The organism is Massilia sp. METH4, from assembly GCF_037094685.1.
Lineage (GTDB): Bacteria > Pseudomonadota > Gammaproteobacteria > Burkholderiales > Burkholderiaceae_D > Rugamonas.
Map to the genome: position 1 here is coordinate 6579191 of NZ_CP146614.1, position 26316 is coordinate 6605506.

General features: G+C 62.2%; 22 protein-coding genes. 11 read left to right on the plus strand and 11 right to left on the minus strand.

Annotated features, from left to right (window positions below; genetic code table 11):
* Window positions 1–144: 144 nt before the first annotated feature.
* From tssH to V6Z91_RS28550, 8 genes are read right to left on the minus strand one after another with little or no spacing between them, the layout of a single operon-like run.
* Entirely contained in the window at window positions 145–2805 is a 2661-nt protein-coding gene (gene tssH / locus V6Z91_RS28515; RefSeq protein ID WP_338764323.1) for a type VI secretion system ATPase TssH, read from the minus strand.
* 37 nt (window positions 2806–2842) lie between these two features.
* The gene (gene tssG, locus V6Z91_RS28520) at window positions 2843–3928 is read right to left on the minus strand and encodes a type VI secretion system baseplate subunit TssG (RefSeq protein WP_338764325.1); all 1086 of its coding nucleotides are present in this window, start codon (window positions 3926–3928) and stop codon (window positions 2843–2845) included.
* Window positions 3892–5736: a type VI secretion system baseplate subunit TssF gene (gene tssF / locus V6Z91_RS28525; RefSeq protein ID WP_338764327.1), complete on the minus strand. Its 1845-nt coding sequence runs from the start codon at window positions 5734–5736 to the stop codon at window positions 3892–3894. Before tssF ends, tssG begins: the two co-directional genes overlap by 37 nt.
* A gap of 1 nt (window position 5737) precedes the next feature.
* Window positions 5738–6229 carry a type VI secretion system baseplate subunit TssE gene (tssE, locus tag V6Z91_RS28530; protein ID WP_338764329.1) on the minus strand — a complete coding sequence of 164 codons (492 nt, stop codon included), beginning with the start codon at window positions 6227–6229 and terminating at the stop codon, window positions 5738–5740.
* Between the two features lie 20 nt (window positions 6230–6249).
* On the minus strand, window positions 6250–6741 hold the full coding sequence (locus V6Z91_RS28535) for a type VI secretion system tube protein Hcp (RefSeq protein ID WP_338764331.1): 492 nt from the start codon (window positions 6739–6741) through the stop codon (window positions 6250–6252).
* A gap of 26 nt (window positions 6742–6767) precedes the next feature.
* On the minus strand, window positions 6768–8249 hold the full coding sequence (tssC, locus tag V6Z91_RS28540) for a type VI secretion system contractile sheath large subunit (RefSeq protein ID WP_338764333.1): 1482 nt from the start codon (window positions 8247–8249) through the stop codon (window positions 6768–6770).
* A 2-nt stretch (window positions 8250–8251) separates the two neighbouring features.
* On the minus strand, window positions 8252–8761 hold the full coding sequence (tssB, locus tag V6Z91_RS28545) for a type VI secretion system contractile sheath small subunit (protein WP_338764335.1): 510 nt from the start codon (window positions 8759–8761) through the stop codon (window positions 8252–8254).
* A 53-nt stretch (window positions 8762–8814) separates the two neighbouring features.
* Window positions 8815–9387, minus strand: a complete 573-nt coding sequence (locus tag V6Z91_RS28550) for a hypothetical protein (protein ID WP_338764337.1) — start codon at window positions 9385–9387, stop codon at window positions 8815–8817.
* A gap of 587 nt (window positions 9388–9974) precedes the next feature.
* On the opposite strand from V6Z91_RS28550, the gene tssK reads away from it, so the two are divergent.
* The 8 genes from tssK (at window position 9975) to V6Z91_RS28590 (ending at window position 20537) form a co-directional block, all read left to right on the plus strand.
* Window positions 9975–11315: a type VI secretion system baseplate subunit TssK gene (gene tssK, locus V6Z91_RS28555; RefSeq protein WP_338764339.1), complete on the plus strand. Its 1341-nt coding sequence runs from the start codon at window positions 9975–9977 to the stop codon at window positions 11313–11315.
* A 60-nt stretch (window positions 11316–11375) separates the two neighbouring features.
* Window positions 11376–12143, plus strand: coding sequence for a type IVB secretion system protein IcmH/DotU (gene icmH, locus V6Z91_RS28560; RefSeq protein WP_338764341.1), 768 nt, complete (start codon window positions 11376–11378; stop codon window positions 12141–12143).
* Window positions 12143–14965, plus strand: coding sequence for a type VI secretion system Vgr family protein (locus V6Z91_RS28565; protein ID WP_338764342.1), 2823 nt, complete (start codon window positions 12143–12145; stop codon window positions 14963–14965). Before icmH ends, V6Z91_RS28565 begins: the two co-directional genes overlap by 1 nt.
* A 29-nt stretch (window positions 14966–14994) precedes the next feature.
* Window positions 14995–16416 (plus strand): hypothetical protein, encoded by a 1422-nt coding sequence (locus V6Z91_RS28570; RefSeq protein ID WP_338764343.1) that lies wholly within the window; start codon window positions 14995–14997, stop codon window positions 16414–16416.
* Window positions 16417–17733: 1317 nt separating this feature from the next.
* Complete coding sequence (locus tag V6Z91_RS28575; protein ID WP_338764344.1) at window positions 17734–18267, plus strand: hypothetical protein; 534 nt, start codon at window positions 17734–17736, stop codon at window positions 18265–18267.
* A gap of 199 nt (window positions 18268–18466) precedes the next feature.
* Window positions 18467–19339, plus strand: coding sequence for a hypothetical protein (locus V6Z91_RS28580; protein ID WP_338764345.1), 873 nt, complete (start codon window positions 18467–18469; stop codon window positions 19337–19339).
* 32 nt (window positions 19340–19371) lie between these two features.
* Complete coding sequence (locus V6Z91_RS28585) at window positions 19372–19593, plus strand: contractile injection system protein, VgrG/Pvc8 family (protein ID WP_338764346.1); 222 nt, start codon at window positions 19372–19374, stop codon at window positions 19591–19593.
* 359 nt (window positions 19594–19952) lie between these two features.
* A complete protein-coding gene (locus tag V6Z91_RS28590) occupies window positions 19953–20537 on the plus strand; it encodes a hypothetical protein (RefSeq protein ID WP_338764347.1) in 585 nt (194 codons plus the stop codon).
* A 275-nt stretch (window positions 20538–20812) separates the two neighbouring features.
* Here the strand turns inward: V6Z91_RS28590 and V6Z91_RS28595 are convergent, their stop codons facing one another.
* Window positions 20813–21820, minus strand: coding sequence for an SLAC1 anion channel family protein (locus V6Z91_RS28595; protein ID WP_338764348.1), 1008 nt, complete (start codon window positions 21818–21820; stop codon window positions 20813–20815).
* A gap of 18 nt (window positions 21821–21838) precedes the next feature.
* The gene (locus V6Z91_RS28600; RefSeq protein WP_338764349.1) at window positions 21839–22234 is read right to left on the minus strand and encodes a DUF302 domain-containing protein; all 396 of its coding nucleotides are present in this window, start codon (window positions 22232–22234) and stop codon (window positions 21839–21841) included.
* A 210-nt stretch (window positions 22235–22444) separates the two neighbouring features.
* Between V6Z91_RS28600 and V6Z91_RS28605 the strand changes: the two genes are divergently transcribed.
* Both V6Z91_RS28605 and V6Z91_RS28610 read left to right on the plus strand, forming a co-directional pair.
* Complete coding sequence (locus V6Z91_RS28605; RefSeq protein ID WP_338764350.1) at window positions 22445–23209, plus strand: SDR family NAD(P)-dependent oxidoreductase; 765 nt, start codon at window positions 22445–22447, stop codon at window positions 23207–23209.
* 155 nt (window positions 23210–23364) lie between these two features.
* Window positions 23365–24765 carry an arylsulfatase gene (locus V6Z91_RS28610; RefSeq protein ID WP_338764351.1) on the plus strand — a complete coding sequence of 467 codons (1401 nt, stop codon included), beginning with the start codon at window positions 23365–23367 and terminating at the stop codon, window positions 24763–24765.
* On the opposite strand, the gene V6Z91_RS28615 is transcribed toward V6Z91_RS28610, so the two are convergent.
* Window positions 24762–25646 (minus strand): formylglycine-generating enzyme family protein, encoded by an 885-nt coding sequence (locus V6Z91_RS28615; RefSeq protein ID WP_338764353.1) that lies wholly within the window; start codon window positions 25644–25646, stop codon window positions 24762–24764. The genes V6Z91_RS28610 and V6Z91_RS28615 overlap by 4 nt on opposite strands.
* 421 nt (window positions 25647–26067) lie before the next feature.
* Here V6Z91_RS28615 and V6Z91_RS28620 point away from each other — a divergent pair, with 421 nt between their 5' ends.
* On the plus strand, window positions 26068–26277 hold the full coding sequence (locus V6Z91_RS28620) for a hypothetical protein (protein ID WP_338764355.1): 210 nt from the start codon (window positions 26068–26070) through the stop codon (window positions 26275–26277).
* Window positions 26278–26316 lie beyond the last annotated feature (39 nt).

The following is a 26316-nucleotide window of genomic DNA, read 5'->3' on the forward strand; positions in this document are numbered from 1 at the left end:
AGATCAACCCCATGAACGAGAGGCCGGGGTCTGCCCCCAGGTTTTGCTGCCGGGTTGAAGCATGAGGTCCCACTCGCCAGCCAGGCCTTGAACGCATGCCGCGAGGGCAGGACCGGCGCCCCCCGTCAGGGCGGCGCCGGAGTCTTACTCGATCGTGTAGCCGAACTGCCCCTGCTCATCGGCCGTGACGGCGATGCGCGAAATGCTTGCGCCCTCCGCCATCTTCGCCAGCACCGACTCGGCCACCTCCGGCAGCAAGGTGCCGTTGAGGATATTGTCCACATTGCGCGCGCCCGAATCGACCTCGGTGCAGCGCGCCAGCACCGCTTCCACCAGCGCCTCGTCGTACGAGAATTCGGCCTTGTGATTGATGGCGATGCGCTTGGCGATGCGCTTCAGTTTCAGCTCGATGATCTCCACCAGCACGTCGTCCGACAGCGGGTAATACGGAATCACCTTCAGGCGGCCCAGGAAGGCCGGCTTGAACTGCTTCATCAGCTGCGGGCGGATCACGGCTTCCAGTTCGTCCGGCGCCGGCAGCTCTTCCCCGGTCTTGTTCAGGCAAGCCCCCATCATCGCGGCGGAGGCCACGTTCGAGGTGAGGATGATGATGGTGTTCTTGAAGTCGATCTCGCGGCCTTCGGCGTCGTCCATCACGCCCTTGTCGAACACCTGGAAGAACAGCTCCAGCACGTCCGGGTGGGCCTTTTCCACTTCATCGAGCAGCACCACGCTGTAGGGATTGCGGCGCACCGCCTCGGTCAGCACGCCGCCCTCGCCGTAGCCCACATAGCCCGGCGGCGAGCCTTTCAGGCCGGAGACGCTGTGCGCCTCCTGGTACTCGCTCATGTTGATGGTGATGAGCTTGCGCTCGCCGCCATACAGCACGTCGGCCAGCGCCAGCGCCGTTTCCGTCTTGCCGATGCCGGAGGGGCCGACGAACAGGAACACGCCCTTCGGCTTGTTCGGATCGTCCAGGTTGGCGCGCGCCGTGCGCACGCGCTGCGCCACCGCCTCGATCGCGTGCGGCTGGCCCAGCACGCGCTCTTCCAGCAAGTCCTTCAGGTTCAGCACGGTCTTGATTTCGTCCTTCACCATCTTGCCGAGCGGGATGCCGGTCCAGCCGGCCACGATCTCGGCCACCACGTGGCCGTCGACCTGCACCGGCACCATCGGCGTCTCGCCCTGCAGCGCGCGCAACTCGGCCACCAGCGCCTGCACGTCGTTGCCGGCGCTGGCGTTGCCTTCGTCCGCCTCTTCCAGCGTGCGGCGGCCCTGCATGATGCGTTCGGTCAGTTCCTTTTCCTGTTCCCAGCGGGCGGCGAGGCGGTCGTGCTCGTCGGCGGCAGCCGCGCGCTCCGTCTCCAGCTCGTCCAGGCGCGCGCCGTGGGCGGTGCCCGAGCTCTGCTCGCGCTTCAGCGCCGCCGCTTCCGCGTCGATGCGCTCCAGCTTGCGCGCCAGGTTCTCGATGAGTGCCGGCGTGGCGTTCTGGCCCAGCGCGACCTTGGCGCACGCCGTGTCCAGAACGCTGATCGCCTTGTCCGGCAGCTGGCGGCCGCTGATGTAGCGGTGCGACAGGCGCACCGCTTCCGTGATCGCCTCGTCGTAGACGCGCACGCCGAAGTGCTTTTCCATCAGCGGGGCCATGCCGCGCAACATGGCGCAGGCCAGCTCCTCGCTGGGCTCTTCCACCTTGATGACCTGGAAGCGCCGCGCCAGCGCCGCATCCTTCTCGAAGTACTTCTTGTATTCGCCCCAGGTGGTGGCGGCGATGGTGCGCAGCTCGCCGCGCGCCAGCGCGGGTTTGAGCAGGTTGGCCGCGTCGTTCTGGCCGGCCTGGCCGCCGGCGCCGATCATGGTGTGCGCCTCGTCGATGAACAGGATGATCGCATGCGGGCTTTTCTTCACCTCGTCGATCACGTTCTTCAGGCGGTTCTCGAACTCGCCCTTGACGGAGGCGCCAGCTTGCAGCAGGCCCATGTCCAGCGTGTGGATTTCCACGCCCTTCAGCACGTCCGGCACGTCGCCGGTGGCGATGCGCAGGGCCAGGCCTTCGACCACGGCCGTCTTGCCCACGCCAGCCTCGCCGGTCAGGATCGGGTTGTTCTGGCGGCGCCGCATCAGGATATCGATGGCCTGGCGGATCTCGGTGTCGCGGCCGATCACGGGGTCCACCTTGCCGTCGCGGGCGCGCTGCGTGAGATTGGTGGTGAACTGGTCCAGCGCGGGCGTCTTCGACGCCGTGCCGCCGGAGAGCTCGCCGACCGGGTCGCTGCCGTGCGCCTGCGCCGCCGCGGCCGCGCGCGCCTGCGGGGCCGGCGCTTCCTGCGAACCGGCGGCGATCTTGTCCAGGTTGTGCTTGATCTGGTCGACGTCGAACTTGTCGAACAGCCTGGAGCCGCGGTAGGCCAACTGCGACAGCTCGGCATCGGTCAGCAACGCCTGCAGCAGGTGGCCGCTGCGGATCTGGGCCGGGCTGCCGTCCGGAATGTCGAGCGAGGCGATCAGCCAGGCGTGTTCGAACAGCTTGGGCAGGCGCGCCGAAAAGACCGGCGTGCGGGAATTGCCCGACTTCAGGCGCGACAGTTCCGCCTGCAGGTCCGCTTCCAGCATGCCCGGGCTGATGCCGCTCTGGCGCGCGATGATGGCGAAGTCGCTTTTCGGCTGCTCCAGCAGGGCCAGGAACAGGTGTTCCAGGTCCACTTCGAACTGGCCCAGCGATACGCACAGGCCGGCGGCGCGGGTGGCGGCGGTGCGGCAGGTGTCGTTCAGCTTGCCGATCAGCGTCTTGAGATTCAGGCTCATGGGGGTGGTCCCTCGTGGTGTTGGTTATTCGGTGGTTTCAGAGCGCGTGCACGTCGTAGCGCACGTCGTCGCGGTCGCGGGTCAGCCCGCCGCCGGGCAGGAAAGTATCCCAGCCGAGGCGCCCGCCGCTGCGGTTCTCCGACAGCGACGCGCCCTCGACTTCCTGCGCGCACAGCACCAGCTGCACCTCGTATTCGAGGGACACGCCGGTCATCATCGACAGCATGGAAGCGAGCGCCAGCGCCGCCTTCCCGCCCGGCAGGAACGATTCGAACCGGGCGCGCTTGAGCGGGCCGATGACGATGCGCAGGCGCAGGTCGCGCTGCCACACGCGGGCGCCGGCCATGGCCCCCGCGCCCAGCATGGCGTTGGCCATGCCCAGCCGGCATTGCTGCTCCTCGGGCATGTCGTACCAGCGGCCGATGAACTGCTCGGTCTTCACGGGCACGGCGAAGTACTCGCCCAGCACGCGGGCGATCTGCACGCTGGACGCGGGCCGGTGACGCATCGCGGTGGCGAAGTAGGCCACCGACTCGTCCAGCAGCTCGCCATGCTCGTTGCCGGCGAAACGCCGGCGCAGCGAAGGCTGGCCGACGCCGGCCAGTGCGAGCAGCAGCGGCAGGAAGCCATCCTTGCCGTCGAGCTGGTACTTCAGTTCCAGCCGGTACTTGCGCCAGGCTTCGTAGAACAGAGCCAGCGCGCGGTTCGAGAAGGTGTCCAGGAAGGCGCGCGGGCCATCGTCGCGCGTGGTGACCATGTGCGCGGCGATGCGCTCGGTATAGTGCGCCGGCAGCGCGCCCGTGCTGCCCAGCAGGCCCATGAAGGCGGGCGTGATGCGCACGTAGCGCAGCTTGGCATCGCGCAGCGCCTCGGCAAGCGAGTGCCGGTCCAGCGCGAGTTCGCGCGGCTCCGCCTCGATCGCCTCGATCTGGCTGGCGGGAAAGGCCAGCGACGTCGAGTTGGTAAAGCGCAGGAAGTTCGCCACGGCGCCCTCGCGCACCCGGCCATGGCGCTTCAGCCACAGCTCGAACATGCGCACGGCCTGGAAGTACTCGAAGCGGTAGGGCTGCGCGAACAGGCGCTCGATTACAGCAGGCTTAAATCGCCGCTGCGTGGACTGCATTTCAATAATTCTTCTCCGGTCTTGGATGAGACGATCACGAGTTGGGTAAAGCTGTTGGCATGCACGTACAGGCCGAGGAAGCGTTCGATCACGTGGGCGAATGCATGGATGCCGCTGCCGACGAAGGCTTCCTCGTCGACCGTGAGGCGCACTTCCATGCCGCGCACCAGGCAGGCGAACGGATTGCCGGGCAGCCAGGCGTTGGCCGGCTTGTGCGACACCTCGGCGATGCCGCCGATCTGGCGCTGCGATGCCGGTGAGCGGGGCAGATCATACATGGCCAGCATCTCGCGAAATGCTTCCACCCCGCCGCCGGTCAGCGACAGGTGGTTCAGCGACAGGTGCGAGATCAGGCGCCAGTGCGCGCCGGCTCCGCGCCCGAAGTGCTGCGAGCGGGTGGGCTTGCGCAGGAAGCTGATGGCGGAAATGCGCGCGCCGCCTTCCATGAACAGGTCGCCGCCGGGCAGGCCGTAGGTCAGCGTGGCCGGCAGGTCGCGGTTGGTGCAGGTGAGGTCCAGGCTCAGCGTGTCGGTCTCCACTGCCGCGGGATCGAAGTCGATGTCGACGATCGAGATCTGCATCTCGTATCCGGGGCTGCTGTCGGCCAGGGTATCGTCGCGCCGCATCACCCAGTAATGGCCGTTGCGGTCGGGCGTCTGGCCATGGCGCAGCGAATAGAAGGGCTGGAAGTCGGTGATCGTCTCCCCCTGCGGCGTCTGGCGCACCAGCTTGACCGAGTCGAGCGCATAGACCTCGTAGGCAAAGGCGCGCCGCGCGTCCGCCAGCACCGGATAGCTCGCCTTCGTGTGCGTCAGGCGGATCGGTTCGCCGCGCTTCTTGAACAGGTTCACCACCGGCGTGCAACCGAGCAGCAGGTTGTTGGTGGACAGGCTGCCCAGCATGCGCGCGATATCGGAATCGGTGCGCAGGCCGGACAGCGCCAGGTGCAGCGTGAGTTCGCGCGCCCCCGACGGGATCAGCGCCGTCAGCGCCGCCACGTCGATGTCGACGAAATTGAACTTTTCGGGGAAGCAGAAGAACTCGGTCAGCAGGCGGTAGGCGGTGTGCGAGCGCGCCGAGAAATCGATCAGCGCATCGTCCTCGTCGAAGCCGGCCGGGGACAGCGGAACGCTGCCGAGCTGGATCCAGCGGCCGCTGCTCCCCTCCTCCACGTAGGCTGACAGCGTGCGCATGAACAGCGCGTCGCGCAGCGCGGCGCAGAACGACGGCTCGCCGTCGAGGAAGACGCGCAGCTTGCCGAGCTTGAGCTGGCCCAGCGTCACCTGGGCGGCCGTCGCCGACAGCGTGATGCTGATGCTGGAGGTGGCGCCCGGTGGCAGGCGCACGGCGTCCGGCGCGTCGATGATGGGCGCGAACGCGGCCCGCGACAACGCGATCGGCGCCACCGTTACCGGGTAGGCGGTGCGGAACGTGCAGGCCGCGCCCCGGACCTTGCGGGTGGCCAGGTGGGTACCGCGCGGGATTTCCGCCGCGGCCGTCAGCTGGGCCGCGCGGCTGCCGTAGTCCATGCGCACGATCGAGCACGATGGAAACGGGCGCAGGTAATGCGGGTACAGCACTTCGAAGAGCGCTTCGGTAAACTGCGGGTAGTCGTCGTCCAGGCGCTTGGCGATGCGCGAATTGAGCAGCGCGAACGCCTGGATCATGCGCTCGATATGGGGATCCTCGCAGACCTCGCCGCCGATCAGCAGGCGGCCGGCGATCTTCGGGTAGCGCTCCGAGAATTCGCGTGAATAGCGGCGTAGAAATCCCAGCTCGCGTTCGTAATACGGTAATAACTCTTCCAACTCATGCTCCTGCCGATCCTGGCCGGCGTGCCTTGCTGATCGTGTAATGCTGACTGGAGGGCTGCAGGATGGCGTCGAAATTGACCGGTTCCTGGGCCGGGTTGACGACCAGGAGCGCGGTGATGGCGAAATTGAGGCAATTGACTGCATCCTCGCGCAGTTCGAGCGTGGCGCGCACATTGCGCAGGCGCGGCTCATGGCGCGCGATGGCCTCCTCGAGGCAGGCGCAAATGTAGGCACGGTCGTCGAAGCTGGACAGGGAACGGCCTGCGAAATCCTGCAGGCCGTAGGTCACCAGCGAACGGCGGCACTGCGGAAACTGCTGCAGCAGTTCATCCGGCAGTGCGATGCGGGTGTTGAGCAAGGCTTCGAGATCGCGGGCGACCGTTTCCTTGAGGTCTTCGATCGACAACCGCGATACCGTTGCCTGCGAGGCGCCAGGCGCGGGCGCATCCATGAGCCGGTCGAACAGGCCTGGTGTATAGCCGTGCATGGTGCCTCGATGGGTAATGCTTAGGCGACCTTGTTGGTCGACAGGTCCCAGCCGCCGGAGGTGTTGCCACCGATGCCGCCGCCGACTTTTTGCTGGGTGTACTTCCACTTGACCTTGGAGTACTTCAGCTTCACGTCCTCGGTCAGGATGTCGCCCGGCGCCACGGACGGAGCGACGCTGGAGATCAGCACGTTTTCCAGTTCGATCTCGAAGTACTTCACGCGTTCGCCCTGGCCATCCGCACGCAGGAATTCGAACTTGGCCTTCGGCAGGGTTTTACCCGAAGAGCAATTCTGCAGCAGCAGCGGGGTTGCCAGGTCGGCCAGCTTCGAGATCACGATGTCGCGGTGCTCGGTACGCTCGGCGGTGTGGCCGCCACCGGTCGATGCGGTTGCCGATTTCGGCTGCAGCACTTCCCAGTTCACGGACTTCACCTCGATCCAGTCCTTGTGGCTGGAGTCGGCGGATTCGCCCTTGATACCGTCGATCTGCAGGTAGACGTCGATTGCCATTAAATGTTCCTTTCAGTTGTAGTTGATTACGGTTTGGTCGTAGGCAGCTCCGCGACCAGTCGGAGTGAAACGGAGAGCTCGTCGAGCTGGAAGTGCGGGCGCAGGAACGACACGGCGCGGAACACGCCCGGGCGGCCCGGCACCTCGGAGACCTGCACCGACGCTTCGCGCAGCGGGAACTGGGCCTTCTGTTCCTGGCTCGCGTTATCGTCCAGCAGCACGTACTGGGTCAGCCAGCGGTTCAGGAAGTCCTCGACGTTCGATGCGGCGGAGAAGCTGCCGATCTTGTCGCGCATCATCGCCTTCATGTAGTGGGCGATGCGCGAGACGGCGAAGATGTACTGCAGCTGCGAGGACAGCACCGCGTTGGCGTTGGCCGCGTCGGACGCGTACTTGCGCGCCTTCTGCGCCGACTGCGCGCCGAAGAAGGCGGCGTAATCGGTGTTCTTGCAATGCACCAGCGAGATGAAGCCCAGGTCGGACAGTTCCTTCTCGCGGCGGTCGGTGATGGCGATCTCGGTCGGGCACTTGAGCGCCACTTCGCCTTCGTCGGTCTTGAAAGTGTGGGTCGGCAGGTCTTCGACCAGGCCGCCGCCTTCCACGCCGCGGATCGCCGCGCACCAGCCGTAGTCCGCGAACGCGGCGGTCAGCTTGCTGGCGAACGCATAGGCGGCATTGCACCACAGGTATTTCTGGTGATCGGTGCCGTCCACGTCCTCGACGAAGTTGAAGCCTTCGGTGATGGCGCCGTCGGCCGGGTTGTACGGCAGGCGGCCCAGGAAGCGCGGCAGGGTCAGGCCCACGTAGCGCGCATCTTCCGACTCGCGGAAGGCCTTCCACTTGTAGTACTCCATCGTGTCGAACAGCTTGGACAGGTCGCGCGGGCGACCCAGTTCGCTGTAGCTGTCCAGGCCGAACAGCTCGGGCGACGCGGCGCTGATGAACGGCGCATGCGCGGCCGCGGCCACGTGCGACATCTGTTCGATGAAGTACATGTCTTCCGGCTGGCGGGTGATCTCGTAGTCGCCAACCAGGGCGCCGAACGGGGCGCCGCCGAAGGTGCCGAATTCCTCTTCGTAGACCTTCTTGAACATCGTGCTCTGGTCGAACTCGATCGCGCTCTGGAAGTCCTTGACCAGTTCCTTCTTGGTCGCGTTGAGCATCTTGATCTTGATGTTCTGGCCGGTGGCGCTGTTCTTGACCAGGTAGTGCAGGCCGGTCCAGCTGGACTCTAGCTTCTGGAACTGCGGCGCGTGCATCACGGCCGACAGCTGCTGGGAGATCATCTCGTCCAGTTCCGCGACGCGCGCATCGATCGTCGCGGCCAGGTTGTCGGACACGACCACGGTGCCTTCCATGACCTGGTTGACCAGTTCGGCGATCAGGTCCTTGGCGCGTTCATGCTCGGAGCTCGAGCGGGCGACACGGCTTTCCTCGACGATCTGGTCCAGCAGCGCGGTCTCTTCGGTGGCGGCGGCCGCGCCGCCGGCGTTCAGTTGTGCGGACATGTTCACTCTTTCCTGGCGTTGGCTTGCTGGCCCAGCTCGGCCAGTTTCTCGGTGCTGTTCAACACGTCGTTGAGCAGGTCTTCCAGCTTGTCGTTGCCGGCCAGCTTGTTGCGCAGGTCGGCCAGCTTGGTGCGCGCTTCCAGCAGCTTCTTCAGGGGCTCGACCTGCTGCACCACGGCTTCGGGGCGGAAGTCGTCCAGCGATTCGAATTTCAGGTCCACGGCGAACGTGCTGTTATCGCCCGCCAGGGTGTTCTCGACCTGGTACGTGGCGCGCGGCTGCACGCCCTTGAGCACCTCGTCGAAGTTGTCGCGGTCCACGTTGACGAACGTGCGCTCCTTCAGGCGCTTCTGCTCCACTTCCGAGTTGCCGCCGAAGTCGCCCACCACGCCCATCACGAAGGGCAATTCCTTGCTCTCGATGGAGTCGCCGATTTCAACGTCATACGTCATCTGCACTCGCGGAGGCCGCACCTTTTGCAAGCGCTTTTGCACACTTTCTGATTTAGACATGAGGATTCCTTTATTGATGAGTCAGGCTGGGGCTGTGGTTTACTTCAGCACTTTTACTTCAGCAGGTCGAACGGGCTGGCGGCGGCCGCCGGCTTGACAGTCTTGCCTTTCTTCGCCGTGCGGGTCGGACGCTTTTCCGGCTGCGGCGCAGGCGGCGTGACGATCAGCTGGTCTTCGCCGAGGGTCTTGCGCAGCAGCTTGGCAAGCTCGACCGACTCGGACTTGGTCGAGCCTTCCAGGCCATTCAGCCGGCTCAGGTCGGTCAGCGCGCGCGTCGACAGGCGCAGCCCGCTGATGGCGATGATGCTGTTGGCCAGCTGGTCGTTGGGGTCGCGTACCAGCACTTCGAGGGCAGCCTGGATGGCATCGCCATATTGGCCGGCTTCGTATTTCGTCTGCGCGATATGCGTCCACGGCGTCTTCTCGGTCGGGAACGCGGCGGCGCTCTGCTTCCAGAGCGCCACGGCCTGTTCCTTGTTGCCGGTGTCGGCCGCCTTGCTGGCTTCGGACAGCAAGCCTTCCAATGTCGGCGCCGGGGGAACTACTGGGGTGGTGCTGCAGGCGGAGAGCGCCGCGGCCAGGGCGGCAGTCGCGCCAACACGCGACAGAAGAGTACTGATAGTCATGCGAACCTCAAGAATCTGTAACAGAAAGTAATTGTCTGAAGCCTAATATTGTGATGCAGGCTGGACAATATCAGAGAATTATAATTTATACACGCCATTTTGAATCTCACTAATTCTCACCAAACGCCAATTCTTTGCCATTCAAACCGCCTTGATCGGCTGATAATCAGCGGTTACAATTTACTGAAAGAAACTCACAATTCATTACTGAAAACGTCGTGTCGCAGGGCCAACACCTGTCCACACGTGCAGCATCGGTTACAAAAAGAGCGCTACGAGCAATAACGAGCCGGCAAGCCGCATGGCGCCTGGGCACACGCGCATTTCCTCGCGAAGCGTTCGGTGAATATCCGCGACGTCGGTAGGGTTAATTGCCTTCGGGGCCGAGGGTTGTGCGGCGGGCGGGTTGCGGGAGCGAAGATCAACAGTTACACGAACCGAGAAGAGTCTCTAATAGCCGCCGCTGTCTGGCGGGGCGAGATTTGATAATCACCACCTTCCTATAAGGCTGAGAAAAGTGTTATTGTTCCGCCAATTTGTGAAATCGGTCAACCGGCAATCAACGTACAGCGGATAGAGCAACGCGCATGACAAGCAAAGTTTTATGGGGAGAAGGGCTGTTCCTGCGCCCTCAGCACTTCCAGCAGCAGGACCTGTACCACGAGCACCGGCTGCACCACAGCCTGCGGGCGGTCCATCCCTACGCCTGGGGCGTGAATACCCTGCGCGTCGATACCGATGCGCTGGCCAACAATGTTCTGCGCGTGCTCGAACTCTCGCTGCGCTTCCCGGACGGCGAACTGGTCGAGGCGCCCGCCGCCGACGCACTCCCGCCGAGCGTCGATTTGTCGACCATGCTGCAAAGCCAGCAGACCGTGACGTTCTATGCCGCCCTGCCCGCCTTCAAGCCGTTCGGGGGCAATTTCTGCCCGCCCGGCCAGGTGATCGACAGCGCCCGCTACGTGCAGGACAACCGCGACACGCCGGACCTGTACACCCAGGCCGCCCAGGCGCAGCTCGCGTATTTGAAAAAGTCGGTGCGCCTCGTTGCCGAATTCGAGCCGCGCGATTCCTACACCAGCTTCCCGCTGCTGCGCCTGCGCCGGCTCGCCACCGGGGGCTTCGAGCTCGATCCGGACTTCATACCGCCGGCCCTGTCCGTGCAGAGCGTGCCGGCGCTGGCCCAGCAGCTGCGCCGCCTGCTCGATGCGCTGCAAGCAAAGGTCAGCGCCCTGTACGGCCATCACCGCGAGCCGAACCGCAACGTGATCGAATACCGCTCCGGCGACATGTCCTCGTTCTGGCTGCTGCACACGGCCAGCTCGGCGTACGCGTCGCTGACGCACTACTTCCACCACCCGGCACTGCACCCGGAACGCCTGTTCGAACAGCTGCTCGGCCTGGCCGGCGCGCTGATGACGTTCTCGAAGAGCTGGACCCTCGCCGACCTGCCGGCTTACCAGCACGGCGACCCCGGCCCCGGCTTCGCGCGCCTGCACCTGATCATTCGCGAGCTGATCGATACGGTGATCTCGTCCAAGTACTTTGCCATCGCGCTCGAGGAAACCCGGCCTTCGTATTTCCTGGGCAAGCTCGACTCGGGCAAGATCGACGAGAAGACGGCGTTCTACCTGGCCGTGTCGGCCGCCATGCCGACGATCGAGCTGGTCGATGCCGTGCCGATGCGCTTCAAGGTCGGCGCGCCCGACGACGTGGACAAGCTGGTGCTCTCGGCCATGCCCGGCGTGCGGCTGCAGCATGCGCCGCAGGTGCCCGCCGCGATCCCCGTGCGGCCCGACACGGTGTACTTCACCGTCGATGCCAAGGGCCAGCTGTACGATCGCATGCTCAAGGCCCAGTCGATTTCGATCTACGTGCCGATGGGCATGGAAGACCTGCGACTCGAACTGGCCGCCGTGACCTCCTGACCGCAAAGCGTTCCCGACATTTGACCCGTTTGCCCGGCACTGCCGACACTAGTCCGTTCCATGAACACCATGACAGTCCCTTCCCTGATCGATAACGCCGCCCCGGCCAGCCACGCCAGCGCGGCACCGCAAACCCTGCTCGACCTGATGTACGACGGCTTCTATGCGCTGTTCATGCTCAAGAACGGCAACGCGCCGCAGAACGACCGCGATTTCGCCGCCCGCATGATCCAGTTCCTGGACGAGTTCGGCCGCAACGCGAAGAAGCAGGGCGCCTCCGCCGACGACATCGATGCCGCCAAGTACGCATTCTGCGCCGCGGTCGACGAGATCATCCTGCGCAGCGACTTCTCGATTCGCGACGCGTGGGGCCGCAAGCCCCTGCAACTGGCGCTGTTCGGCGAGCAGCTGGCCGGCGAAAACTTCTTCGTCCGCCTGGAAGCGCTGCGCCTGCGCGGCAGCACGCACCTGCAGGCGCTCGAGGTATTCCACATGTGCCTGCTGCTCGGCTTCCAGGGCCGCTACATCCTCGAGGGGTCGGAAAAGCTGAATTACTTCACGTCGCGCCTGGGTGACGAGATCGCCCACATGAAGGGCAAGCGCGGCGGCTTCGCTCCGCACGCCGAGCGCCCCGACCAGGTCGTGAACAAGCTGCGCAGCGACCTGCCCCTGTGGGTGCTGGCTACCGTGTTCGCGCTGATCTGCGCGCTCGGCTACATCGGCCTGCGCACCGCGCTGGGCAAGACGACCGAACAGCAGATGGCGGCCTACCACGACGTGGTGAAGATGGCGCCGCGCGCCGCGAACCTCACGATCACACTGCCCTGATGGAACTGCAGTCCCTGATGTCGGCGCTGGGCCGCTTCGGCACCGGCCTGTTCCAGCACGCCCGCCTGATCCAGCTTGCCAGCGCCCAGGATGGCGCCTTGCCCGAAGCCCTGATGGCCGAGCGCTTTGCCGGCCGCGAGGCGGTCGGCGAACCGTATGCGTTCGACGTGGATGCCTTGAGCACGTCGACCGACCTGGACCTGAACGGGTTCATCGGCGAGGAATTGACGGTCACCCTGCTCCAGCCGGACGACTCGCGCCGCGCCTGGCACGGCATCTGCACCCGCGCCGAATGGCTCGGCGCGGACGGCGGCGTGGCGCGCTACCGGCTGCATCTGGAACCGGCGCTGGCGCTGCTGCGCCTGCGTCGCGACAGCTACATCTTCCAGGACAAGAACGCGCTCGACATCGTCACCGAGCTGTTCGCCGACTATCCGCAGCTGCGCTTCGAATTCGACGTGACACAGGAGCTGGCCGCCCGCCCCGTCTGCACGCAGTACCGCGAAAGCGACTACGACTTCTTCGCGCGCCTGATGGCTTCCGAAGGCCTGTCCTGGCGCTTCGAGCATGACCAGGCGGACGAAGGCGGTGATGGCCAGGCGCGCCACAGGCTGGTGATCTTCGACAGCCAGGCCGCGGTCCCCGCCACGCCCGGCAATCCGGAAATCCGCTTCCACGGCATGCGCGCCAGCGAACGGGACGACGCGATCGACCGCTTCGGCGCGCGCCGGCAAGCGGCCGCCAGCGCGGTGTCGATCAGCAGCTGGGACCCTTCGCTATTGCTGGCACCCTCCGCCGAGCAGCAATCGGCATTGGACGCTGGCGAGGTGCCGCCGCTGGCCGTGTTCGACGGCAGCGGCGAGCGCATCGCCAGCGGCGACGCCGAACTGCACAGCCGATTGATGCTCCAGGCGCTGGAACTGGACAACAAGCTGTTCACGGGCGAAGGCGCGGTCCGCCGCCTGGCGGCCGGCCATGCCTTCCAGCTCACGCAGCACGAGCGCTATCCCGATGGCGAGAACGCCTTCAAGGTGCTGTGGGTCGAGCACGAGGCCCGCAACAACTTCGAGCCCGCGCTCGCCGGCAGTGCTTCCGGCATCGAGCCGGGCACCTATCGCAACCGCTTCTGCTGCGTGCGCGAGGCCGTGCCGGTGGTACCGGCGGCAACCGCCCTGCCCCATCCCCACACGGCGCTGGGGCCGCAGACCGCGCTAGTGGTCGGCGTCGCCAATGAAACCGCGACCACCACGCGCGACCACCAGGTGCGCGTGCAATTCGCCTGGCAGCGCGGGATCGCCGCCAACGGGGGTGGCTTGAACCACGACGTCGATGAACAAGGCAGCGCGCCGGGTGACGAGCATTCTGGCACGTGGGTGCGCGTCGCCGAAGCGCTGGCCGGCCCCAACTGGGGCACGCAATTCACGCCGCGCATCGGTACCGAGGTGCTGGTCGACTTCATCGAAAACGACATCGACCGCCCGGTCATCGTCGCCCAACTGTACACGGGCGCGGACACGCCGCCGTTCGCCGCCGGGGCCGATTCCGGCGTCAACCACCCCGGCACCATTTCCGGCATCCACACGCAAAGCTTCGATGGCGGCGGCTTCAACCAGTGGCAGCTGGACGACACGCAGGGCCAGCTGCGCATGCGCCTGGCCACGTCGAGCGCCGCTTCGCAGCTGAACCTGGGCTACCTGGTCGCCCAGTCGCCCCGCTCCGCGCATCGCGGCGCCTACCGCGGCAGCGGCTTCGAATTGCGCACGGATGCCTGGGCCGTGGTGCGCGGCGGCGAAGGCGTGCTGCTTACCACCGCGGCCCGGCCTGGGCAGCTCTCTGGCGTCACGTCGACGCAGATGGATGCCCTGGAAGCCGTGTCGTCCCTGAAGGCCGCGCAAACGCTCGATACGGCCCTGATCGATGCCGCGAAGGCGCAGAAAGCGTTGGCCAGCGATGCGACCATGCAGGCGCAGAAGGATTTGCTGGCGCTGCTCGACCCGGAGGAAAAGGGCAAGTACGACGGTATGGTGAATGGCCAGGATGCGTTGAAGGCGCAGGCCGGATCGCGCGACCCGGATGGTTCGGCGCCGGTCGAGAAGTTTGGCGCACCGGTTGTGGTGATGGATTCCTCTGCCAGCGTCAACCTGGCTACTCCCGCTTCGACCGTGTTGTTCGCCGGGGAGCAGGTGCATTGGTCTTCTCAGTCAGACTTGCATATCGCGGCGGGGTTCACCGTGTCGTCCGTGTCCGCCGAGGCGACCGGGCTGTTCACGCATGAAGGAGGCGTGCAGGCGTTTGCCGGCAATGGGCCGGTGTCGTTGCAGGCGCATACCGATCAGCTGGAGATTTTGGCGGACAAGGAAGTGGTCGTCATCTCGGTCAATGACAGTATCGAGATCAAGGCCAGCAGAAAGATTGTGCTGCAGGCGGGGCAGTCGTCGGTGACGCTGGATGGGCCGGACATAACGTTTGCCTGTCCGGGGAATTTTACGGTCAAGGGTGGGAAGCACGTATTAGATGGCGGCGCGACCAAAAAAGCGCAGACAGCGGTGCTGCCGAGCATAGCCAGCAAATTGACAAATTACATTGCGCTCAACTATCGAGATATTTATGGAGCACCTATTGGCAATGTCGGCTATAAGATCTTCTTTGAAGGTGGCGCGGTTATCGCCGGAAAATTGGATGAGCACGGCAATGCTCACCATGATAACGTACCAGAAAAATCGGTCAGAGCAGAATACGAGCAACGCAAGCCAGACTCCGAAAAGCCGTGGAATCCGTTGAATGAGATGCTAGACAAGGCACGGGAGCGCTTCGAATCCTGATTGAAGAGCTGGAATTGGGGCTTAAATAGATGAATAATGAGTTTGATAATGCACTAGCATGGTTCAGTGCTGCGCCACAGCGTTGGCTATCCAGCGCAAGGCAAGACCTCGCTGCATATGCTGAATGGATTTGGGGTGTGTTGCAAGGAGATTTCAACGAAAATCAAAGTACCGCCCAGATCGCAACAGGAACTGTAATATCGATGATTCCATTCGTCGATCAGATATGTGACGTGCGCGATGTCATCGCCAACTGCAAAAAAATTGACGGATCTCCAGACGCGATTGGTCCAAAGATTGCACTAACATTGACACTAATTGGCTTATTTCCAACCCTGGGCTCGCTCTTCAAAGGCTGTGCGAAGATTGCTTTCGCATCGTTACGTAGCGCCGGGTACAAGGCCGCGACAAAATCCAACATTGGGCCATATATTGAATTGGCAATACAAAAACTGAATGACTTCCTTGCGAGGCCAGAGGTGGTGCGAACGCTCAAAGCGTTAAAGATTGACAACCCCTATAAGTACTTGGCCTCAAAATTTCGTGAACTGGCACAATCGATTAACAGTGGACTGTTAAAACGGGCGTTGAATGAAGGTATCAGTGCAGCCAACAAGATGTTTCAACTCATCCAAAAATGGGGCGACCACACGATTGCAGTTCGCGCAACGGATGCGCTGCGCATGCTCGACAGGGTCCGGCGCTATCCGGATGAATGGCTGGCAAAAACCACCAAAGTGGTACAAGACTATCTGAATGTCCTAGCTAGGCGGCTCGAGATCGAAGCGGATATGCAACATCGTGCATACCTTAATACTCGCAATCCGCACGCATTTGTACGTCCTAGTCAGGCCGTCGAAAAAACCGAACTGTTGCGCACGAGTGTCCCTTGGGCACGAGTAGATGGCGTAGAACCTTACCCAGGAATCACAGCAGCGCCTGTCGCGCCGGTTGGCTGGACAAGCACCGTCCCAGCTTCTGGTGGGCGCGGCAAGCACCCCATGGATAATGCTCATCAGACCTTTCACACGATCAAGGCGACAAAGCTGCCAAGCGGCACTGAAATTTATCGAGTGCTAGACCCAATGTCGTCCGATAATAGCATTTGCTGGATGTCAAAATCCGAATTTGAGAGCCTTTTAACCAAGGATGATTGGCGAAAGAGATTTGCCGTCTGGGTGCATTGGAATAGCAATGGCGAGTACGTAAAATATGTTGTACCTGAGGGACAAGAACTCCGCGTATGGGAAGGCGTCACCGCTTCACAGCGCCTACCGGGGACGGATATAGTTCTGGAAGGCGGCGCCGTTCAGCTCGTAGTCGATCCTACCCATTTAAAAATGGAAGGCATGAGTAAGCGGATGCCAACCAATTGGAAATACGGGGATTTTGGGCCAGAGCCTGCGTTAGTCGGCGTTCCGAAATTGGAAAATAACTGGTATAAAAAGTAGAACAATAGTTTATAAAACAGACACTGCCGTTAAAACATGAGTAGACAAGAACTTTATCTTCTTGACCTTTATGCGTCCGCAGGGTACTTGGGGAGCCTGCGAGATACCTGGGGCCAGCTGGTTTCGCATGTGGAAAAATGCCTAGGAGAATATGAGCGGGCCTTATCACCCACCCATCGCTCAAGACACCTCTCCCAACAGGCAGATATCGTTTGGGGGGAGCGGGTATTGCCAAATTTCCGGTCCACATTTCAAGCGCTATGTGATGGCTATATACAGCTGACACACGGCGACCTTAAAGGACTGCTTGCCTGTTATGGCCCGTTAAGCGACTTCAAGGGCCAAGCAGACTTTGATGAATCCTGGTTGGCTGATCAAGATTTAAAAGTATATGGCGACCTTCTCGGACTGTCCGTTCAACTTGCCACGAATATTCGCGCAACGGTAAGTGCCATATGGGATCCCTTTGAGCTTTCAACGGAATATGATACCAGTGCTAGGGGCCCGCTCATTCTTCCAACGCCTTTACCTGTGTACAGGCGGACAAATCTGTCTGTCCAATCCGGGAGCGCTCCGAGCCGTTCGGGAACCTACGTGCCCGATCAGATCAATAGCTGCGCGCAGTTTCTGATAAGTTCGAGAGTTGCTCCTGAGGCACGTGTATTCCTACGGAAGGAGTCCTTACTTCATCCCGATACTGGTATGCCGTATGCCGAGCAAAACATAATTGAGCGACGCGCCTGTACCTGGACTCTTATGGAACAGGTGCCGTCGGAGGACTGTTTGCCCCCCCTGCCGACAGGCGCCTCCCTCGATCGTGTGCTTGGTGGCACTGCGTGCCCTCGTACAGGCTTCTACTTCACGCCGGCCCAGGCGGGATCGCGGGCACACTTCTCTGCCGGAGAGCTGATGCCGACATTCGACACTCAATACGGGACGGTTATTTGGCAGTGGGACGTCAATCAACAATAGACACCACCTTCGCCGGACGTGGCCATAGGTAATGTGGCCTTTGACAGTATGAATTCGTACGTGGTCGTTGCTGCGCTCCTTGTGAACATTGCAACATGTAGTGCAAACTCATCGGAGCTTGCTCAAACCAAGACTCAAGAATTACAGCAACCCCAGTGCACGAGCTCGCCTCGCGGGAATACAGCGAGCGGCAAGGACCCTCAAGAAGAGAGGATACGGGAGGGTGAGCGAAAAGAGCGGGCAATTCGGACTGCTGGCGATGACCTGGAACGTTGGTCAATCCCGATATACTCGACATCCACAGCACCTGAGGATCTATCCCTGGAGCTGATTCGGAAAACGTACTTGACGATCAGGCTATCACCTGAGAAGGGTCATCTGACGTTCTCTTCCAATAACGCCACTCATGTTTTTGCGATTGCAAGGCCACAAGGCCAGGGCGGCGTATGCCCTGCTTACAAATTGACTGTGGTTGACGCCTCAGAGGATCACGTTCTGCTAAAACGGATCTGCCGAAAATATGAATATAAGCCAAACAAATTTTCGCGCAGTGTTGCGTACTATTTATATGACAGCCCTACTGCCACGATGCGCGATATCTGGGTTGCTTCAGCAACCGGCAAGGACGATCCCCTACCGGACGCAAAACCCAGCCCTACCATCGAACGCGTGTCGAACGGATACGAATTCAAGTGGTCTGGCGTCTATCCAAGCCAGGGAGGCGGCACGCTCGTCAGAACACATAATCGTTATGTACGCAAGTTTGAAGGCCGCAACAGCACGCTCGTCTGCAAAAATGTGCTGGACAAGAATCAATTTAGTGACAGTGCTTCATGCGAAGGGGAATTCCTCCCTCGCTTGAACAGCAACGAAAAGTAATGTCATTTGACACGGCATCTGCACCCCGCCAAATGGTCGCGCCATGCATGGAATATTGCAATTGCAGTGCGCGATTTCCTAAGAAAAGGCTGCCGCTATATTGACCAAGAACCAATGGCCTCGTTCCCCACTGGCGCGCAGAGTCGTCGCTTTACCGTTACACAAATGCTTAATTCATTTGAGGCTTGCTCAGCAAATTATGAAACACCGCACTGCGCTGCTTCTGAAGATCATTTTCTTGCCAACGCTTTTCGCAATGCTGCCAATTGCTACAGCGTCGGAGCTCGGCAAACCCGAAACAAGCGAAGTTTGCTCTCGCTTCGCAAAGGCTGGCCCACAAAAAAGCCTATGGACAAAATCTGATGGCACGCCAGTCGAAGGCATCGACCTCGGAGTTATAGACAAGGCGAGCGAAATTGGCGCAAAAGAATACGTGCCTGCCTCGGAGCGATATCGACTTATTTTAAGTCCCGCTCGGCTTTCGGTAACTGATCAGTGTTCAATGAGTTTGTGCATCAGTTTTAAAAAGACAAAATCTCAGTGCCCAAACACTTCTCAGTACGCTGTGGAGTTCAGCGCACTACCTTCCAATTTTGGTCCGGGGCCTTTTTCCATGGAGGACCGTCTTGTTGCGGAAGACCCGAAATCAGACGATCCCGAAGATTTAGACTTACTGGCCGGGCGCACGCTTACAGGGGTAATATTTATGCCTTGGCTAACAGTCGAAAGCGCAAAAAATCAGTCTCCGCCAGCATCCGGCGGAAAAAAAATGACTGATGAGTACTTGAGCTATCAACTGCGAAATTCCGGCAATAGGCCGCTGATGCTCAACAACTGGGAGAAGGTCGAGGATTCGAATCCTGAAATAAACATCGCCAGGTCCAATTGTGTTGGAACAGCTCTGCCGCCAGGGTCAACATGTATCCTTACGTTCCGAGTCTCGCCTAATGCCTCAAAAGTAAAAAAACACACATCTTTTAGTACCACTAGCGCAGACAATCGCCTGATTTTTACTTTGTACGCCAATTTTGATGAAAAGGCAGAGTTCAGTGTAAATGTAAAAATACAGTAGGAAGTCTTCTCTCCGCCGAGCAGCAATCCGCATTGGACGCCGGCGAGGTGCCGCCGCTGGCCGTGTTCGACGGCAGCGGCGAACGCATCGCCAGCGGCGACGCCGAACTGCACAGCCGATTGATGCTCCAGGCACTGGAACTGGACAACAAGTTGTTCACGGGCGAAGGCGCGGTCCGCCGGCTCACGGCCGGCCATGCCTTCCAGCTCACCCAGCACGAGCGCTATCCCGAGCCCCCCCGCACCGAGCTTTGAACAGACATGGCATTGGAAGAATAACGTTGAGGCCGGTGCATCTTTGTATCAACAGAAGCAGAAAGATGCTAAAAACCATCTATCTCGAGCAGGCCGCATTTACACGGATGAGCAGCTCAGACTGGAAATATGGGCACGATGGAATGGCGGAGCTTATCATGTCTGGGATGGGCAGAACAAAGCTTGGATTCGCAACCCCACTGTCTTGGCAGAGACTAAAACGGGTAATATCGGTTGGGACATGTCGAAACCAGAAAATAGCGGAAAGACCGAGAGCGAATTACATGAAAGGGATAAGGATGAGTACGCCGACCCGCCGGAGAAATCAAAGCGCCTATGGATGTATTCCGGAGTCCTCTATGCTGACCACCTTAACAGTAAATAGCTTCATCTGGACCTGGCTCCTCCTTGGCCCGTGGACGAGCGCTATGGCTTTCGGCTCTCTTCCACAAAGTGCTGACAGCAAGCTTTCCAACTCGACCTTCTGCATATCACACAGCCAAGAGAAGAACAAGCAAGCGGAATGTACGCGAACGATACAGGCATCCCAAGTCTCCGCCGAATTGGCAACACTATTGATCAGAGCCGATGAGGTCGATACCATCCTTAGCATTTCATCAGAGAAACCGGAGCAATTGATTTTATTGACACGCACTGCATCGAACAGGGCAAATCCACTTGGGTATTGCGGCGCTGGTTACGAAGATGTTCTTCTCTTGCTAAACCACGATGGCAACAAATACTCTCTGCACGATCAATTTCTACTACACAGCTGCCTGCAATCAATCACCCTACAGTCGGATTATCCAGATGAGGTCGTGAGATCGATTACCGTCAATGCGAAGCAGAAGGCAATCGAATTGCAATGGTTGAGCAATCCCGACGATAAAAAGCATTTACTGAGCGTCATCAACAACAAGTTCGTGCTTCAAGACGTCCAGTAACTTACTTTGCAAGTACATATGCGGCAACATTAGAACAGATATCATCAGCCCCTCATGAGAAGCGCTCATTGGCCCTGAGATAGTGTTACGCAAGACACAGATAGCCCCCCCGTTACATCCGGGCATAGCGGGCCCACTTGCTCTGCAGCCAGGTGCGTTTCCTAGGATCAAGCTCCCCATCTTAAATACATCAGTGCTGCGCTGGCACTGACATGCGCATCAGCGCGGAACGGATTTGTGTTTTCCTCTCCCGCGTACTGCGTTTGGCGCTGACGTTACCCGATCAGTTTGCGCAACTCGCCGCGCGCGATCCCCGAGAGGGTGCGCAGCAGCAGGCCGGCGATGACGGCGGTGGCGATAGCGAGCACGAGGATGGCGATGACGTTCGCATACACGTCCTGCACATGGCTTGCATAGCGCAGCGCCGCCGTCGCCGAGGCGGCAAGCGGAAAGCTGACGGCCCACCACGACACCCGGAACGGCGAACAGCGCGGCAGATTGCGCAGGCGGCCCATCAACACCGCAAGCATGAACAGCATCAGCATGTAGAGCGCGGCCGCGAAGTCGTCCACCCTGCCCATCGTACTCACATAGGAAGAAAAACCGACGGAGAACGGTGCCAGCATGATCATCAGCGAAGGTCGCAGCGGTTCAGGCATCGGTTCCTGGAACATCAGGCGCGAGAAGATCAGGGTCAGGAGCGGAAATGCGAAGAACAGCCCGACGGCCAGGGCGAACAGCGCCACGCTATGCAAGGCTTGCCACTGCAGCGCGGGCAAGGCGAGCGGTACATCGAGCATGCCGACGACAGGGACGATCCAGGCCGGGGTGGCGTGAGAGGACTGCTGCTGGCCACGCAACCAGCGGCTGACGATGAACCAGGCGAACATGCTCATGCCGAGCGCGCCCGCTGCCCAGAACGCCCGCGCGAGTGGCAGGCTGGTGTCGGCCAGCAGCATCGGCAACAGCAGGATGCTGATCAGCGGCGTGCCGAACATATTGCCGGCGACCGGATGGCTGAATTCGGCCCGCACGGCGGCGAAGGCGGTCAGCACCTTGGCGGCGTAGGCGGCGCTTACAGCAATGAAGGCGAACACGGCGACCCAGCCCAGGCTCGTGCCGATCCAGGCCGGCACGCCAAAGTGCGCGTGGGCTGCCCGCCAGGCGAGCGCTAGCCCGGCCAGCCCCATGACGGAGCCGAACAGTGCGACCGGCAGCGCCGCAACGCTGCTGCCCGCGGCTTTCGCCGGCAGCGCGGGCTTCGTATCGGCAAGCGTGTTCATGGAGGAGTCCTTTCCGTGTCAGCCCTGGACGGCCGTTTCGATCAGCTTCTGCGCCTTGATCAATGGCGCGGCCAGGTCCTCCTGCAAGCCGGCCGCGCGGATCATCGGCAGCGTTGGGTGGAACGCGACGATCACCCGGCCGGCATCGTCTTCACGCACCAGTACGCGCAACGGAAGATCGAGTGCCAGGCCCGGTGAAGCCAGCATGACGGGCGTGCCGCCACGCGGATTGCCGTAAATGAGCACGGTCGCAGGCGGCATGGTCAGCCCCGCAGCGGCGGCCGCCGCGTGATGGTCGATGCGCGCGAAGACCGTCAACCCGGCACGCTCGAAAGAGGCGAGCAACCGCCCCACCGTGTCCTCGAACGTGCGCTCGCCTGTGATCTCTACCGTCTCGATGCCCCTCGCCGTCATTCTTGACTCCCGCTCGTAAAGAATACCTGATGAAGCGTAGCGCATGCAGAAAGCGAGGGCCACCACCAAAAGGGATGCGCCCTCCTTCCGCCCAGCAGCCCTTATGGCAGGCCCATGATGTCCCGAATTGCGTTAACGGCGTCCCAAGCGAGCGTTCCCCACGGCCCACAATGGCACTCATCCAATCCACTGAACCGAAAGGAATTCATCATGAAAACCAGCGGCAATACGATCTTCATTACCGGCGGCACCTCGGGCATCGGCCGCGGCATCGCCGAAGCCTTCCACCGCCAGGGCAACCAGGTCATCATCAGTGGCCGCCGCAAGGCCCTGCTCGATGATGTGACGAAGGCCAATCCCGGCATGCGGGCCGTCGAACTCGATATCCAGGACCCGCAACAGATCAAGGCCGTGGCCGCGCAGCTGGTGCGCGATTTGCCCACGCTGAACGTGTTGTTCAACAATGCCGGCATCATGCCCTTCGACGACGCGGCGGGCGAGATCGACGATGAGACCGCCGTCGCTACCGTGGCCACGAACCTGCTCGGCCCCGTGCGCATGACGTCCGCGCTGTTGCCGCATCTCAAAGCGCAAAAGGACGCAGTGGTGATCCACAACTCCTCGGTGCTGGCCTTCGTGCCGCTGGCCAGCACGGCCGTGTACTCGGCGACCAAGGCGGCCATCCACTCGTATGCGCTGTCGCAGCGCTTCATGCTGGAGGGGAGCGGCGTGCGCGTGGTCGAGATCTCGCCGCCGTGGGTCGATACGGACCTGGTCTACAAGAGCGGCGACGCGCGCGCCATGCCGCTGCCGGATTTCGTTGCCGCCACCATGGCCGGCCTGGCCGAGGGCAAGGATGAAGTGTATGTGGAAGGCATCCAGGCGCTGCGCGACAACCCCGGCTCGGGCGAACACGCCTTCGTGAACGCCTTCAACCAGTCGCTGAAGGAAAACCCGATCCCCGTCGGGCACTGAGCCATGCGCGCCATTCCCCAACGCGCGGTAGTGGCGCTGCGCTCGCCGGATAGGGGAACACTCAACGATTTGAGCACGCCGCCGCCCGCTGCGATGCTAAGCTCGGAGCGCAGGGCGTCGCAGACGCCGTCATGCGCTCCAATAAGGAAGCCCGAATGATCCGCAGAGAGTTCCTCGGTGCCATTGCGGCCCTCGCCACGGCGCCGGCCTTCGCCACCCCGGCGGACGGCACCCGGCGCCCCAACATCGTCTTCATCCTGGCCGACGACATGGGCTATGGCGACACGGCCGTGTACGGGCAGCGGCGCATCGCCACGCCGAACATCGACCGGCTGGCCAGGGAAGGCATGCGTTTCACCCAGGCCTACGCGGGCGCGCCCGTGTGCGGTCCCTCGCGCTGTGCACTGATGACGGGCCAGCACACCGGCCATTGCCGCATCCGCGACAACACGGCGCTGGCCGGCGGCAAGCTGGGCACCAAGGGCAACAGCAAGCAGCTGTGGCGGCGCCCCAACCTGCTGCCGGTCGACCGCACCGTGGCCCAGTACCTGCACGCGGCCGGCTACCGCACGGGGCTGATGGGCAAGTGGCACCTCGACGGCTTCGAGGCGAAGGCCACGCCCATCCAGTTCGGCTTCGAGGAATTCAGGGGCTGGCTCACACCGCTCGAGAGCACCCACGGCTATTGGCCCAGGCAACGCGTGCACAACGGGCAGCTCGTCGACATTCCCGAGAACGCGGGGGGCAGGCACGGGCGCTACGACACGGACATGATCACGCTCGATTCCATCGACTTCATTGAGCGGCACAAGGCCGAGCCATTCTTCCTGTACGCGGCCTACAACAGCCCCCACTCGCCCTACACGGCACCCGACTTCGGGCCGTACGCGGACTGCGAAGGCTGGTCGCACGATGAGAAGACCTATGCGGCCATGATCCATTACCTCGATCGCGGCATCGGCCAGTTGCTGGACAAGCTGAAAAGCGCGGGGCTGGACGGCGACACGGTCGTCTTCTTCGCTTCTGACAACGGCCCGCGCTCGGAACCCTCGCCGGCGCAGACGCGCATGGCCGACTTCTTCGACTCGAACGGCGGGCTGACGGGCTACAAACGCGATATGTACGAAGGCGGCATTCGCACGCCCTGGATCGTGCGCTGGCCGGGCAAGGTGCGCGCCGGTGCCGTCAGCGAGGTACCCGTGTACTTTCCTGACTTCCTGCCCACGGCGCTCGACCTCGCCGGTGCGCCGGCCGAGAAGTCGGACGGCGTGAGCCTGCGGCCGTTCCTCGCCGATCCGGCGCACCAGGCGGCCGACCGCTTCCTGTACTGGGAATACTATGAGCCCGAATTCCGCCAGACGGCCCGCTGGGGCAAGTGGAAGGCGGTGCGGATGAAGCGCGACGGGCCGCTGGAATTGTACGACCTGTCGCGCGATCCGAAGGAAAGCCGGAACCTGGCCGCCGAGCACCCGGACATCGTGGCGCGCATGGCCGATGGCATGGCCCGCGAGCACGTCGCTTCGGCCGAATACCCGGACCCGAAGCCCAAGGGTTAAGCAACCGGGCGTACGCAGCGAAAGCCGATGTTCGAGGCGGCGCTGTCGGGCGTGTTCATGGTGCGCGCGGCGGGCCGGTAGCGGTTGCAGTACGAGGCATGGCACAGGAAGGAGCCGCCCTTCATCACGCGCGCGGTGCCGGCCGTGGGGCCTTGCGGGTCATGGCTCGCTTCGGCGGTAAAAGCCGTGCTCCAGAAATCGGCGCACCATTCCCATGTGTTGCCGGTGACCGAATACAGGCCATGACCATTGGGCGGAAAGGCGTCTACCGGGCAGGTGGCCGCGAAGCCGTCTTCCGCCGTGTTCACGCAGGGGAAGTCGCCCTGCCACACATTGCACAGGTGGCGCCCGCCGGGCGTGAGTTCGTCACCCCAGGGGTACAGCTTCTGTTCCAGGCCGCCCCGCGCCGCGTATTCCCACTGCGCCTCGGTCGGCAGCGTGCTCCCGCTCCATGCCGCGTAAGCCATGGCGTCGTGCCACGACACGTGCACCACCGGGTGCGTCATCCGGCCGGCGATGCCTGAACCTGGCCCTTCTGGCGCGTGCCACGATGCGCCACGCACCAGGCACCACCAGGGCGCCGCAGTCAGCGTGTCCTCGACCACGTCGTCATAGCGCGCTTCGTCCACCTGCGCGTGAAAGACGAACGAGGTGCCGTATCGCTCCGCTTCGGTCACGTAGCCGGTGGCGCGCACGAATGCCTCGAAATCGGCATTCGTGACGGGATATGCATCGATGGCGAATGGCGCGAGCGTAACGGGGCGCACCGGTCCTTCACCGTCGCTGTGATTGGCGCGGGCGTAGTCGGTGCCCATCAGGAAGGTGGCGGCGGGCAGCACGATCGCGGCGCGCGACGCCGGTGCGGGATGATCCGCTTTCAAAAGCGCGGATGGCGGGCGCGGTGCCGGCTGACCAGCGCGCGACGCGGCGCAACAGGGTTTCACTTGAGCCGATTGCGGCGCGGTCGGTGTATTCATGGAGGTTGATCTTGCATGTGAAGCGCGTTCGTGCGGATCAGTCAGGTACCAGAGGGGCGATTGCCAGCGCCGGCGAAATTGACTAACAATGGAAGACATTAGTTCCATATGGATCGTACCATCGGCATCTTCGTCTTTCCCGGTTTTTCCACGATCGACCTGGCCGTGATGACCGCCTTCGAACTGGCCAACCGCCAGTCGAGCGGACCCCGGCTTCGAATTCGAGGAACTCGACAACTGGCGCGAGAACGGCGCGACGTGGCATCGGCTGCGCGTGCGCTACCCGGCCACGCCGGCCACGCACAGCACGGTGTAGACCTTCTACGTGGCGCCGGACGGCAAGCTGCGCCGCCACGACTACGACGTGGACAGCAACGGCGGCACCCCGGCCGTGCACTACTTCCACGACTACGCCACCGTGCAGGGTATCGCGCTGCCCTCGCGTCACCTGATCTATGTGCGCGACGCGAACCTTGGCCACCAGAAGGAGCCGCTGGTGGTGTCGATCGCCGTCAGCGAAGCGCGGTTTTCCTGAGCGCCGGCCGCGCGTCGTTCTTTTGCTGCGCCGGTTGCA